This is a genomic window from Serratia sp. 22278 (genome assembly GCF_052045405.1).
In the GTDB taxonomy this organism is placed as follows: domain Bacteria; phylum Pseudomonadota; class Gammaproteobacteria; order Enterobacterales; family Enterobacteriaceae; genus Serratia; species Serratia marcescens.
Genome location: NZ_JBQEOW010000003.1, coordinates 310,839 through 323,324 on the forward strand (window position 1 = coordinate 310,839; position 12,486 = coordinate 323,324).

Annotated in this window: 12 protein-coding genes; 4 read left to right on the forward strand and 8 right to left on the reverse strand. The window is 59.1% G+C overall.

What is annotated here, in order from left to right; genetic code table 11:
• Positions 1-214 precede the first annotated feature (214 nt).
• Positions 215-391: a YciY family protein gene (locus ACTJJ6_RS08865; RefSeq protein WP_025159792.1), complete on the forward strand. Its 177-nt coding sequence runs from the start codon at positions 215-217 to the stop codon at positions 389-391.
• Positions 392-436: 45 nt separating this feature from the next.
• On the opposite strand, the gene ACTJJ6_RS08870 is transcribed toward ACTJJ6_RS08865, so the two are convergent.
• Together ACTJJ6_RS08870 and smfY are read right to left on the reverse strand one after the other, a co-directional pair.
• Positions 437-928 carry a Dps family protein gene (locus ACTJJ6_RS08870; RefSeq protein ID WP_004932132.1) on the reverse strand — a complete coding sequence of 164 codons (492 nt, stop codon included), beginning with the start codon at positions 926-928 and terminating at the stop codon, positions 437-439.
• Positions 929-1,128: 200 nt separating this feature from the next.
• On the reverse strand, positions 1,129-2,601 hold the full coding sequence (gene smfY / locus ACTJJ6_RS08875) for a multidrug efflux MFS transporter SmfY (RefSeq protein ID WP_016927498.1): 1,473 nt from the start codon (positions 2,599-2,601) through the stop codon (positions 1,129-1,131).
• A 127-nt stretch (positions 2,602-2,728) separates the two neighbouring features.
• Here smfY and ACTJJ6_RS08880 point away from each other — a divergent pair, with 127 nt between their 5' ends.
• Complete coding sequence (locus ACTJJ6_RS08880) at positions 2,729-3,292, forward strand: TetR/AcrR family transcriptional regulator (RefSeq protein ID WP_025303067.1); 564 nt, start codon at positions 2,729-2,731, stop codon at positions 3,290-3,292.
• 142 nt (positions 3,293-3,434) lie between these two features.
• Here ACTJJ6_RS08880 and ACTJJ6_RS08885 read toward each other — a convergent pair whose 3' ends face one another.
• The 5 genes from ACTJJ6_RS08885 to ACTJJ6_RS08905 all read right to left on the reverse strand — a co-directional run bounded on the left by ACTJJ6_RS08885 (position 3,435) and on the right by ACTJJ6_RS08905 (position 9,588).
• The gene (locus ACTJJ6_RS08885) at positions 3,435-4,442 is read right to left on the reverse strand and encodes a substrate-binding domain-containing protein (protein WP_016927500.1); all 1,008 of its coding nucleotides are present in this window, start codon (positions 4,440-4,442) and stop codon (positions 3,435-3,437) included.
• Positions 4,443-4,475: 33 nt separating this feature from the next.
• Positions 4,476-5,453, reverse strand: a complete 978-nt coding sequence (locus tag ACTJJ6_RS08890; RefSeq protein ID WP_016927501.1) for an ABC transporter permease — start codon at positions 5,451-5,453, stop codon at positions 4,476-4,478.
• A 76-nt stretch (positions 5,454-5,529) separates the two neighbouring features.
• On the reverse strand, positions 5,530-7,035 hold the full coding sequence (locus tag ACTJJ6_RS08895) for a sugar ABC transporter ATP-binding protein (protein ID WP_016927502.1): 1,506 nt from the start codon (positions 7,033-7,035) through the stop codon (positions 5,530-5,532).
• Complete coding sequence (xylB, locus tag ACTJJ6_RS08900) at positions 7,032-8,549, reverse strand: xylulokinase (protein WP_143779061.1); 1,518 nt, start codon at positions 8,547-8,549, stop codon at positions 7,032-7,034. The genes ACTJJ6_RS08895 and xylB overlap by 4 nt, the downstream gene beginning before the upstream one ends.
• A gap of 4 nt (positions 8,550-8,553) precedes the next feature.
• Positions 8,554-9,588 carry an NAD(P)-dependent alcohol dehydrogenase gene (locus ACTJJ6_RS08905; protein WP_004932112.1) on the reverse strand — a complete coding sequence of 345 codons (1,035 nt, stop codon included), beginning with the start codon at positions 9,586-9,588 and terminating at the stop codon, positions 8,554-8,556.
• A gap of 228 nt (positions 9,589-9,816) precedes the next feature.
• Between ACTJJ6_RS08905 and ACTJJ6_RS08910 the strand changes: the two genes are divergently transcribed.
• Both ACTJJ6_RS08910 and ACTJJ6_RS08915 read left to right on the forward strand, forming a co-directional pair.
• Positions 9,817-10,371 carry a D-lyxose/D-mannose family sugar isomerase gene (locus ACTJJ6_RS08910; RefSeq protein ID WP_143779060.1) on the forward strand — a complete coding sequence of 185 codons (555 nt, stop codon included), beginning with the start codon at positions 9,817-9,819 and terminating at the stop codon, positions 10,369-10,371.
• Positions 10,372-10,442: 71 nt separating this feature from the next.
• A complete protein-coding gene (locus tag ACTJJ6_RS08915; RefSeq protein ID WP_049299419.1) occupies positions 10,443-11,444 on the forward strand; it encodes a LacI family DNA-binding transcriptional regulator in 1,002 nt (333 codons plus the stop codon).
• A 23-nt stretch (positions 11,445-11,467) separates the two neighbouring features.
• On the opposite strand, the gene ACTJJ6_RS08920 is transcribed toward ACTJJ6_RS08915, so the two are convergent.
• Positions 11,468-12,424, reverse strand: a complete 957-nt coding sequence (locus ACTJJ6_RS08920) for a DMT family transporter (protein WP_049299417.1) — start codon at positions 12,422-12,424, stop codon at positions 11,468-11,470.
• Positions 12,425-12,486 lie beyond the last annotated feature (62 nt).

Sequence of the window (12,486 nt, forward strand, 5' to 3'; positions counted from 1 at the left end):
CCAATGATGAGTGTACGCACAGATCGGGCAAGGCGAAACCTTTTATCGGCGCTTATGTTACATAAATATGATGAAGTTAAGGCACTTGCCGAAATTGAAAGGGCGGCTTTTGCCCGCGTGGCGTTCGCTGTGCCGCCGATAACGGCGGCTTGGATCGCGGGCGGAAAGGGCTATAATGCCCGCGGTTGGCATTAGACGAACGAGTGACGGAATTATGAGACGCAGTAGAAATGAAGTGGGCCGCTGGCGCATGTTGCGGCAGAGCCAACGTCGGCGGCATCGCTGGCTGGAACGCCAGTCGTGCAGCAATCGCCATATTATCCGGGTGCGGCGGCGCCTGGACGATCAGCATCGGCGCGCGCTGCTGTTTGCGGTATCCTGCGAGTGGTAAAACGAAAACAGTCCCGTGAGGGACTGTTTTGTTATGGCGTCTGAGTTATTTGCCCAAATAGGCGTTGAGCATCCAGACCTGTTTTTCCTGCTCTTTGATGTAATCGCTCATCAACGACGCGGTGCCTTCGTCGCCAGCGTCTGCCGCCACCGTCAGCAGCTCACGCTGCTGTTGCAGCAAGATTGAATACCCTTCCAACAGGCCGCGCAGCGTACCCTTATCATCGGTCACGTTGGTGTGTTCCTTGATGTCGGCGGTTTTCAGATAATCGCTGAAAGCGTGACGCGGCTGCGAGCCCAACGTCAGAATACGTTCCGCCAGCTCATCCACCTTGGTCAGCAGATCGTTATATGTCTCTTCGAATTTCGCGTGCAGTTCAAAGAACTGCGGGCCGGTAATGTTCCAATGATAGCCGCGCACGTTCATATACAGCACCTGATAGTTTGCCAACAGCGCATTCAACGCTTCGGCGAGTTTTGCCGATTGTTTACTGTCAAGGCCGATATGGGTTTTCGCTGCTTTCTTTGCCGTTGCCATAATAATCTTCTCCTGATTATTTGTTCCGATAGTAGACAGAATCAATTTCCATAGCTGTTACAGTAACCGGATTTATCGCAGGGTTAAATACGATAACAGGCATTATTGCCATCGCTCAAACCGATGACGATAAATCCGTCGAGCAAATTGCCGAATCAGTTTACGCAGGTTCCGCAGGCGAAAAAAGTCGCTTTTCTCGGTTACTTGCGCAGCGCCAGTTTTACCACACCCGCACCCAGCGCCATTAACAGCGCGGCGGCGATCAGTACCGAAATAAAGGCGCGATCAAAGGCCAGACGCGCCAGCTGCGTCAACTGCTGCGCGCGATCGGCCGCCATTCCGGCCGCCAGGCGCAACGCTTCGTCGATGCTGTCGTAGGCTAAATCGCTGACCGGCAGCGCCGCCGGCAGCGCCAGGCTGTGACTGTAGACCGCCGTCATCAGCCCGCCGAGCAACGTCACGCCCAGCACGCCGCCCAGCTCGTAGGAGACGTCTTCGATAGATGCCGCCATGCCGGATTTCTCCTCCGGCGCGTTCAGCATGATGGCGGTGGAAGCGGCGGTGATCACGCCGCCGAGGCCGAAGCCCACCAACGCCAGGCTCGCCAGCTGCGGCGCTATGCCGCTCTGATAGAACAGGGCGAGGCCGGCGATGCCGAAGGCGGTCAGGGCGAAACCGCCGAGAATGATGCTGCGCTCACCGTAGCGCGGCAGCAGCAAACCGGCCATTGGCCCCGCCAGCGCCGAGGCCAGCGGGATCGGCAAGATGAACAGCGCCGCCTGCAGCGGACTGAGACCGAGCACCAGTTGCAAGCGTTGGCTGAGCACCAGCTCGACGCCGATCAGCGCCACCATCGACAGCAATGCCACGCCGATGCCGCCGGCGAACAGCCGGTTGCGGAACAGGGAGAAATCGATCATCGGGTGGGCGCTGCGCTGCTGACGACGCACGAACAGCGCCAGGAACAGGGTGCCGATCAGGGCCGCTGCGAGCAAGGCGCTGACGTCAGGCGTCGGCTTGCTCAATTCCTTCAGCGCATAGATAGCGCCGACCAGGCCTATCATGATCTGCACCGAGCCGATGATATCGGCGGGGCGCGGGTTATCGCCGCCGCAGCGGGGGATCAGTTTCCATGCCAGCGGCCAGACCAGCAACACCACCGGCACATTGATCAGGAACACCGAGCCCCACCAGAAATACTCCAACAGCAGGCCGCCGACCACCGGGCCGATGGCCGCGCCGCCGGAGGCCACCGACGCCCAGATGCCGATCGCCAGCGCGCGTTCGCGTTCGTCGGTAAAGACGTGGCGTACGATGGACAGCGTGGCGGGCATCATCATTGCCGCGCCAACGGCGAGGAATACCCGCGCGGCGATCAGCCACTCGGCGGTAGGCGAGAAAGCGGCGCACAGCGACGCGACGGCAAACACCGGCAGCCCGGCGAGAAACAGCCGTTTATGGCCGATGCGATCGCTCAGCATGCCGGCGCCAGGCAACAGACCGGCCACCACCAATGGGTAGGCGTTGACGATCCAGAGTTTTTGCGAGGCGCTGGCATCCAGCGCCTGGGTTAAACGCGGCAGGGCGGTATATAACACCGTCATATCGATGACGATCAGGAACAGGGCGCTGGCGACCATTGTCAGGATTAACCAGCGGTTCTTGGCGTACATAAGTCATAATCCAGTTAACGTGGGCGGCGCGAAGGCGCCGCCATTGTGGTAACCCTCCGGCGATGCCGGGTGGTATACTGGCGATAATATATATCCATACGTTCGTATTGAAAAGAAGGGTTTCTTAATGGGACGTCAACGCAGCATCGATCGCGACAAGGTTTTGGACACCGCCGAAGAGATCGTCGCCACCCAGGGCGCCGCCGGCCTGACCATCGACGCCGTCGCCAAAGCGATGGGGATCTCCAAGGGCGGGGTGCAGTACTGTTTCGGCAGCAAAGACGCCCTGATTGACGCCATGTTCGATCGCTGGGGCAGTGCCTACGAGACGCTGTTCGCCGCTATCGCCGGTGACGATCCTTCGCCGCAGACCGGCGTGCGCGCGCATATGCTGGCGACGCAAAGCTCGGATCAGACCGCCAGCGCCAAGGCCGCCGGGCTGATGGCGACGCTGATTCAAACGCCGGAGCATCTGGCGAGCACGCGCGAATGGTATCGCAGCCGCATCGCCGGTTTGGATTTGACGACGGAAGAAGGCAAGCGCGCGCGCCTGGCGTTTCTCGCCACCGAAGGCGCCTTTATGCTGCGTTACTTTGGTTTGATGGATATCGACCAAGCGGAATGGGAAACGATGTTCACCGATATGCAGGCGTTGATTTTAACTGAGGGTGCCTATCGCACTGATAGCTAGTAAAGCCCGCAGTGAAAGGCGTATGTTTATCGCACAAGATATTCCCTCGAAGAACTTTTTAGCCAGCCACTCCGTGCTGGCTTTTTTTTTGTTCGCAGGCAAGCGCCCCTGCGGGGCCCCCTGAAGGCAGGGGGCGGGAGAATTATTTACGGGCGTCCAACAGCGCTTGGGCGTTCTCTGCGGTAACGACGGTCCACGGAATGTAGTAATGCTTCTGCGTGCCGCCCTCCCATTTCAGATCCTTGGCGTACTGCTTCCAGATGTCCGACTGCGGTTGATAGCTTTCACCTTTCACGGCGCGCAGCGCGACGTCGATGGAACCCTGCATCTGGCCTTTGGCATCTTGCAGAATAGAGACCATTTCACCGGCCTGCACCGCATGAATCGCGTCAGAGACGCCGTCAACGCCGGCAATCGCGAAGTCCTTCACATTCAGGCCGGCGCCTTTGATCGCTTCGATAGCGCCCAGCGCCATCTCGTCGTTCTGGCCAATCACGCCGTTGATTTTACCCCGGTGTTTCTGCAGCCAGTTTTCCATCAGCGGCTGCGCTTCCGCGCGTGACCAGTTGGCCGTTTTGCGCTCAAGTACCGTGACCTGGCCGGCGCCGCACTCGGCAATCGCTTTATCATTGCCTTTGCCGCGCTGGATCTCGCCGCTGCCGCCTTTCGGGCCTTCGATAATCACCACGTTCACCTTCCGGCTCTTGCAGTCGAGTTTGTCCAGGACGGCTTTGGCTTCCAGGTATCCCCCCAACTCGTCATTAGACACCACTTCAGACGTCATCGCGTCCGTGTTCAGGCGCGCGTTGGTGACCACCACCGGGATTTTGGCTTCGTTGGCATTGGTGACGATATCGATATTGGCCTCAAAATCCATCGGGTTGACGATAATGGCATCGGCGCGCGTCTGGATAGCGGTGGCGGCCTGATCGTTTTGCACCGATGCATCATAACGCCCATCGTAGAAAGTCAGTACGGCTTCGCCGCTTTTCACCGCCGGGTGTTCCTTGCCGAACCTTTCCATCAATTGCACGAACTCGGCTTTGTTGCCGTACATCAATACCGCGATTTTTACCGGGGCGGCCTGAGCCGCCGACAGGCTACCGAGCATCATGGCAGAGGCAAACAACGCTATCTTGGTCTTATTCATGGTTTTCTCCTGGTAGAGTTGGGTCTGATGTTATTAATCGCGCTGTTGCTTACGCGATGGGTCGAGCAATACGGCAAGAACGATCAATGCGCCTTTGATAATTTGTTGGTAATACGATTGCACGCCGAGCAGATCGAGGCCGTTATTCATCACCCCGATAATCAGCACGCCGAAGAAAGTGCCGACCAGCGTACCGACGCCGCCGGCCATGCTGGTGCCGCCGATCACCACCGCCGCGATGGCGTCCAGCTCATACCCTGCGCCGGCGTTGGTCTGCGCCGAACCGGTGCGTGCCGTAAGGATCAGGCCGGCGATGCCGGCCAGCGCGCCGCACAGCGTATACACCAGTATTTTGATGCGGGTGACGTTAATCCCCGAGGTGCGCGCGCTTTTCGGGTTGCCGCCGACGGCGTAGATGTAACGCCCGAAGAGGGTTTTATTCAGCACCAGCCAGGCGAGGGCGAACAGCACGATGAAGATGATGACGGGCACCGGAACGCCGCCGACATAGCCATTGCCTAACCAGCGGAAATCGCTGTTCAATTGCGATACCGGATTGCCGTTGGTGGTCAACATGGTTAACCCGCGCGCCGCGGAGAGCATGCCCATGGTGACGATAAACGGCTGCAACCGGTAACGAGCCAGCACGGTGCCGTTCACCAGGCCGCAGACGATGCCGATGCCCAGCGCCACGATCAGCGGCGCCATGACGGCGGTCGCGGTGTCGCCGATAGCCAATCCGCTGTTGTTGGTGGCGAAACGGGCGGCGACGATCCCGCTTAACGCCAGCACCGAGCCGACGGAGAGATCGACGCCGGCCGTAATGATGACGAAGGTCATGCCGATCGCCAGAATACCGTTGATCGAGACCTGACGCAGGACGATCAGGGTGTTTTCATTGCTGAGAAAATAATTGCTGCTCCAGGCCCCCTGGGCGACCTGATATTCGCCAATCAGCGCCACGATCAGGCACAGCGCGAAGAAGGCGATGATAATGCCGTATTTGTGCATACGGCGTTTATTGCGGGTGAAAAATGAAATTCCTGGTGATAAGGAGTGGGCGCTGCTCATTTTTTTTCTCTCTCTGTTAAACCGCAAGTTTCATCAGTGCTGCCTGGCTCGCATCGGCCGCCGAAAGCTCGCCGGCCAACTGCCCGTCACGAAACACCAATATGCGATCGCTCATGCCGATAATTTCCGAAAGCTCGGAGGAAACCATGATGATCCCCTTGTTTTGCAAGGCGAACTCCGACATAAATCGGTAGATCTCTTTCTTGGCGCCGACGTCGATGCCGCGCGTCGGCTCGTCGAGCAACAACACCTCCGGATCCAGCAGCGCCCAGCGGCCCAGCACCACTTTTTGCTGGTTGCCGCCGCTCAGGTTGCCCACGGGTTGTTCGCCATCGTGGGTTTTAACGTTGAAGCGCTGGATCATGTCGCGGGTTCGCGCTTGCTCCCGTTTTTCGCTGACGAACCCCATTCGGCTGATGCCGGCAAAAGAGGCGATATTGATGTTTTCACTGACGGAACGGCACAGCACCAGGCCGGTTTCCTTGCGATCTTCCGTCACGTAGGCAATGCCGCTGTCGATGGCCTCTCGCGGGGAATGGCGGTTAAGCGTCTTGTCGCCCAAGCGGATCGTGCCGCTGTCGGCATGCTGAATGCCGAAGATAAGATCGAGAAACTCGCTGCGGCCCGATCCCACCAGGCCGTAGATGCCCAGGATCTCACCGTGCTTCAGTTGCAGGCTGATATCCTTTATCTTGCTGCGCCAACACAGGCCGTTGACCTCTAGCAAGACCTCTTCGCCGGGCTGGTTGAATTTGGCGAACTCGCTGTCGTACTCGCCGCCTATAATGTGTTCGATCAGCTGCTCACGGGTAATGTCAGCGATATAGCCTTCATGGATATAGGCGCCGTCGCGGAAAATGGTGTAGCTGTCCGCGATTTGGAATATCTCTGACAAACGGTGAGAGACGTAAATAATGCCTTTACCTTTCGCCGCCAGTTGCTGAAGCGTCTGAAAGATTTTTTGCGCATCCTCCTCGCCAATCGCCGAGGTGGGTTCATCCATGATGATGATGTCGGCATTGGCATGCGACAGCGCTTTGGCGATCTCGACCAACTGCTGCTCGGCGACGCTCAGGTTGCGCATTTTCTCTCGGGCGTCGATCTTGAAATCGAGTTCCTTGAGCAAGCTGGTGGTGCGCTGGTTGAGCGTCGCGAAATCGACGAACCCCAGGCGTCTCGGCTCACGGCCCAGCCAAATGTTTTCGGCCACCGTCAGATCCGGGATCGCGCTCAGCTCCTGCTGCACGATGGCGATGCCGGCGTTGAGGGCTTCCCGGGGATGATGAAATTCACAGCGTTGGCCATTGATAAAAATGTCGCCGCCATCGGGTTGAATAAAGCCCATCAGAATGCTGAGAAAGGTGGATTTTCCCGCGCCGTTGCCGCCGCACAGGGCATGGATGGATCCACGCCGCAGGCAAAACTCCGCATTCTTGAGCGCCACGACCGGGCCAAAAGCTTTCCTGACGCCGCTGACCTCCAGCAGGTAGGCGGGCGCTTGCGTCTGGGGATCTCGCGTCACAGTTGCACCTCCGGATAGGTCTGCTGCAAGCGTTGCAGGTACCGTTGATAAAGCGTCTCGTATTGCGCCTCTCTGCCGGCATGTGGCCGTGTGCGCGTGGTTTCATCCAGCGCAACGAAACGCCGGCACAGTTCGGCCAGCAACGCGCCGGCGTTCCGCTGCGGATCGTCGGCCAACGTCGTCGCCCACATCGCCTGAATGGCGCCGCCCAGCGCGGCGGTCTCTTTGGCTTTCAGACAGACTACCGGGCACCCCATCACGTCCGCGACGATTTGTCGCCAGGCGGCGCTGCGGGCGCCGCCGCCGGTGAGGCGGATCTCGCGCGCTTCAATGCCCTGACGGCGAAACAGCTCGATGCCATAGCGCAGGCCATAGGTGGCGCTTTCGACCACCGCCAGGCAGAGATTGGCGCGGGTAAAATTGTCGCTATCGAGGTTATGCAGACTGGCGCGCGCGTGGGGCAACGGCGGAACGCGTTCGCCATTGAAGAACGGCAGCATCTCGACACCGCCTGCGCCGGGCGAGGCCTGCGCCAATAAACCGTTAAAGCCGGCAAGGTCTTCGTCCAGCAGCGTTTGTACTGCAGTGGTGGCCGAGGTGACATTCATTGTGCAAATCAATGGCAGCCACCCATTGGTGCTGGAGCAGAAGCCGGCAATCATGTCCGATTCCGCCGTGACGGGGGCGGCAGACCAGGCGAATAGCGTGCCGGAGGTGCCCAGGCTCAGGGTGAGGGTGCCGGCCTCGATGTTGCCGGAACCGATGGCCGCCATCATGTTGTCGCCGCCGCCGGTCGATACCCGCACCGTTGGGCCGAGGCCGAGTTTTTCCGCGGCGGCGGAGCGCACCGTGCCGATGCAGCATTCCGCGCTTTTGAGCGGCGGCAGGGCCTGCCACAGGCGGCCGCTGTCGTCGATGAGATCGACCGCGGATTTGCTCCAACGACGGGTGCGCACATCGAACAATCCGGTGCCGGAAGCGTCGCCATATTCCGCTACGCGCTCCCCGGTCAGCCAGAAATTCAAGTAGTCATGGGGCAACAACACGGTGTGCAGTTTTGCCCAGAGCGCCGGATGGTGTGTCTTGAACCAAAGGATTTTTGACGCGGTATAACCGGTGGCGATCCGCAGGCCGAGCGTTTCCAGCGAGCCGTTGGCCCCGCCGAGCTGCTGCAGGAGCCGTTCGTTTTCCTCTGCGGTTTCGGTATCGCACCACAGCTTGACGCTGTGCAGCACGTTGCCGTCTGCGTCCAGCGGCACAAACCCATGTTGTTGGCCAGAGACCCCCAGAGCATGAATCTCCCGTGCATCAACGCCGGCGTTAGTCACGGCTTGGCGAAAAGCGATGACCAGCGCCTCAATCCACCAGTCGGCCTCCTGTTCGCGCCGGCCATTGGCTTGGCTGATGAGACGGTGAGGGGCGTTGCCCTCACCGAGGATCACGCCCTGTGTGCTGTCGACAATCACGACTTTCGTGCCTTGCGTACCGCAGTCTATGCCAGCATAGAGCGCCATAGGATCACTCCATTTCCAGCATGATTTTGATGTCCGAGGCATGTCCCGCCGCCGCGCGCTCGAAGGCGGCCACGCTGTCGGAGAACTTGTAGGTTTGGCTTATCAACGGCTGGACGCGCAATTTGCCGCTGCTCAACAGCCGCAGCGTGCGCGGGTACATGTTGGCGTAGCGGAAAATGGTCTTGAAGGTGATTTCCTTGGCCTGCGCGGCGACGATATCCATCGGCGCGGCATCGATCGGCATGCCGACCAGCACGGCGGTCGCTCCTGGCGCCGCATGTTCGGCCAGCGTAGCGATAGCCGGTTTGGCGCCGCTGCATTCAAACACGACATCGGCGCCATTGCCGCTGGTGAGCGCGGCCACTTTCCCCGCCAGGTCGCCGGTTTTGATATTGACGGCGTGCAGCCCCTCATAACTGGCCGCCACGGCGAGTTTTTCGTCAAACAGGTCGCAAATAATGACGTCCGAGCAGCCGCCCGCCAGCGCCGCGAGGGCGGTGACCACGCCGATCGGCCCGGCGCCGATCACCAGCGCGATATCGCCGGGTTTGATCCCGGCTTTGGTGGCCGCTTGCATGCCGATGGCTAAGGGTTCCACCATGGCGCCCTCAGCAAAACTGACGTTGTCCGGCAATTTGAACGTGAAGGCGGCGGGGTGGATGACGGTTTCGCGCAGGCAGCCGTGCACCGGCGGCGTCGCCCAGAAGCGCACGGCCGGATCAAGGTTGTAAATGCCGGCGCGCGTCTGGGCCGAGTTGAGATCCGGAATACCGGGCTCCATGCAAACGCGATCGCCGATGCTGAGATGAGTGACGTTTTTACCTGTCGCGAGCACTACGCCGGAGGCCTCATGGCCGAGCACCATCGGGGCGTTAACCACGAACGGGCCAATGCGGCCATGTTGGTAATAGTGCACATCACTGCCGCAGATGCCCACGGAATGAATTTTTATCTGCACATCATCGGGCCCCAGCGTTTCGGCAAGCTGGACGTCCTCAATAGCGATTTCCCCCGCTTTGGCCAACACTAATGCTTTCATATTGCCTCCTGGTGAATCATTTTTATGGTAACGATATCATTTCAATGCGGCGATAGTGGGCTAAAGCGGGGGGTTAAACTGTGATCGATGTTGGAATTACTCGACGGGAGTTAATTTTGCTGGTGGGTTGTTATTCAATATGGGGATGAAGATCACAAAATCGGCGATGCAATGACGGTTTTAATATCAGCATGCTGATATCGATACCGTTACTTTGCAGGGGAAATGATGAGCAAACAACAACGTGCCATAGCCGCTACGCTGGAATACTTGCGCGAGGCGGACATTATTCTGACCGAAGAAGAGCAGCAACGTATTGAAATTGCGACGTTTGGCTTGGCTGACTATCCCGTCTCAGGGCTGCAACTGCTGACCTATGTCAACTCACCTCGGTATTGTGCGAAAGAGTTGGTGCTGTTTCCTGAGCAGACTTGCCCAGAGCATTTGCATCCTCCTTTCGCCGGCACGCCCGGCAAGCAAGAGACGTTTCGCTGCCGTTGGGGCGAGGTGTTTCTGTTTGTCGACGATGAAAACCTGACGCTTAATGACGCCGGCGGTGAACCGGTATGCCGGGTGCCGGAGGGCGCGGAGCCTTGGTATACCTGCAATCGCTATATCCTCTTGCGGCCTGGCGAACAATACACCATCGCGCCCAATACCCGGCACTGGTTTCAGGCGGGGAAGCGGGGCGCGGTGGTGTCCGAGTTTTCTTCCGAGAGCCGTGACGAGCTGGATATCTTTACCGATCCCCGGATTAACCGCCTGGCAGGCGTAAACCATTAGCGCGACGATGAAAGTTCTGTCATGATGTTGTTAATGGTACAAAATGATAACCTTAAGCTAAGGAGCTGCATTTGGCGGTGGGGCGAGGACGGAAAGCGACGCTGGCTAGCGTGGCCGCACAGGCAAACGTCAGTAAAATCACCGCGTCGCGGGCATTTTCACAGCCGGACAAGGTTCATCCGGAAACGCTGCGCCGCATTCGGGAGACCGCTGCCGAACTCGGTTATGTGGTCAATGCTGCGGCGCGCAATCTGCGGGCGAAAAGCAGCAGAACCATCGGCATCGTCAACCCTGATATGGCCAACCCGTTCTTTGGCGGCCTGACGCGGTTGATGACGCTTGAAGCGCAAAAAATGGGATATGACACTCTGGTGTTCGATTCCTATGAGTCACAGGAAAGCGAAGACAGAATCATCGACAAACTGATTGGCTACAACGTCGATGCGATCATTCTCTCGGTCATTTCCAACGATCATCTGTACCAGCCTTCCTATCTAAAGCGGTTGGAAACATTGAATATCCCGGTGGTATTGATCGACCGTGAGCTGGACAATCGCCACTGCAGCGGAGTGTATATCGATAACCTGGACTGCGGCCTTCAGGCGGGGCGCTGGCTTCTGGAACAGAAAGCGCAGCGGGTGGTGGTGGTGTCCGGGCCGGAGAACTCCAACGTTGCACGGGACAGGGTTACAGGGCTGCAGGCGGCGCTGCAAGGGAAAGTGGCGTCGTTTGAAGTGCTGTATGCCGATTTCTTTATGGATATCGCCTGGCAAGAGACGAGCCGTTGGCTGGCCAACAACCGCGCCCCGGACTTTTTCGTTGGCTGCAATAACCAGATCTCCCTGGGCATTATCAAAGCCTGCATCGAACATCGGCTGCCGTTGATGCAGGACGTGTCGTTGTTCAGCATCGATGAGGTTTCACATGCTGAGATCTACGGTTTTCATTTCCCGTGCGTGTCACACGACTTGCAAGAGATCGCCTGGCAAGCGTTGAATCTGGCGATCCGTCGTATTGCCGACCCCGAGATCAAGCCGGGCAAGGTGGTGGTACGGGGGAAACTCGTCGCGTAACGGCGCCACCATTCGCTTATCCGTCATTTTTCAGCGTGTTGCGCTGTTTTGGGCTCATCACGCCCGGCGGGACGGATGAGCAGCCACAAACCACTTCCTGCCGCCGCCGCGCCTAGCAACATGGGCCAGGAAAGAGGTTCATTGAACATTAACCCTGCCCAGCAGAAGGTGACGAAGGGGCTGAGAAACAGCAGGCTCGTCACGCGCAGCGCAGAAGTGCGCCTTAGACAAAACCAGTACAGACCGTAGCCGGCCAGGGTCGCCAGTAGCGCGGTCCAAAGCACGCCGATCACAAACCCCGTCGTTACCGTTGGCAGTAGCGGGCCTTCCGCGCCGGCCATGGCGGCGAAAGCCAGCGCGGAAACCGCGCTTTGTATCCCCAGCGCGGCTGGCAAACTCATTGCTTGCGTTCGCGGCAGCCGTTCCTGCCACAGCGTTGCCAGCGCCAGCGACAGCATCCCCGCCAGCGGCAACAGGTAGCTCCACAATGGGGCGTCTCCCCATGAGATGGCGCTGCCGGTCGCCAGCGCTACCCCGCTAACTCCCAAGGCTAACCCGGACCAAACGCGGCCATCGGGCAAGCGGCGTTGTAACAGCATGCTCAGCAGCGCGGTGCCGAGCGGGAGCAAATCGGCGATGAGCGCGGCCAACCCGGCCGGCACGCCATATTCGATGCCTTTGCTGACGCCGGTCAGGTAACCGGTCATGGCGAGCAACCCAATCCCGGCGTGAACAGCTATCGTCAGCGGAGATGCGCGCCTGATGGCGCGCAGACTAAGCGGCAGCAACACGAACGCGACCACCACGCAGCGCCAGAACGCCACCAGCAACACCGGCGCGTAATCGGCGGCGAAGCGGATGCCGACGAAGCCGGAGCTCCAGGCCACGATCAGCAGGATCTCGGCCGCAGCCAGCCAGAGGGCGGCTCTGCCGCGATGTTTGCCGCAGCGGGAAGAGGGGCGAAATGGTGCCAGGGACATGATGGTCACCTCCTTTCCGCCCGATGGTAGTGAGTGGCTATAATTTAATAAATCGAATAATT

Excerpts from the sequence above, each read along its gene's own strand:
- smfY (WP_016927498.1), bottom strand. The coding sequence starts at position 2,601 with ATGTACGCCAAGAACCGCTGGTTAATCCTGACAATGGTCGCCAGCGCC.
- ACTJJ6_RS08870 (WP_004932132.1), bottom strand. The coding sequence starts at position 928 with ATGGCAACGGCAAAGAAAGCAGCGAAAACCCATATCGGCCTTGACAGT.
- ACTJJ6_RS08885 (WP_016927500.1), bottom strand. The coding sequence starts at position 4,442 with ATGAATAAGACCAAGATAGCGTTGTTTGCCTCTGCCATGATGCTCGGT.
- ACTJJ6_RS08905 (WP_004932112.1), bottom strand. The coding sequence starts at position 9,588 with ATGAAAGCATTAGTGTTGGCCAAAGCGGGGGAAATCGCTATTGAGGAC.
- ACTJJ6_RS08880 (WP_025303067.1), top strand. The coding sequence starts at position 2,729 with ATGGGACGTCAACGCAGCATCGATCGCGACAAGGTTTTGGACACCGCC.
- xylB (WP_143779061.1), bottom strand. The coding sequence starts at position 8,549 with ATGGCGCTCTATGCTGGCATAGACTGCGGTACGCAAGGCACGAAAGTC.
- ACTJJ6_RS08865 (WP_025159792.1), top strand. The coding sequence starts at position 215 with ATGAGACGCAGTAGAAATGAAGTGGGCCGCTGGCGCATGTTGCGGCAG.
- ACTJJ6_RS08920 (WP_049299417.1), bottom strand. The coding sequence starts at position 12,424 with ATGTCCCTGGCACCATTTCGCCCCTCTTCCCGCTGCGGCAAACATCGC.
- ACTJJ6_RS08890 (WP_016927501.1), bottom strand. The coding sequence starts at position 5,453 with ATGCACAAATACGGCATTATCATCGCCTTCTTCGCGCTGTGCCTGATC.
- ACTJJ6_RS08910 (WP_143779060.1), top strand. The coding sequence starts at position 9,817 with ATGAGCAAACAACAACGTGCCATAGCCGCTACGCTGGAATACTTGCGC.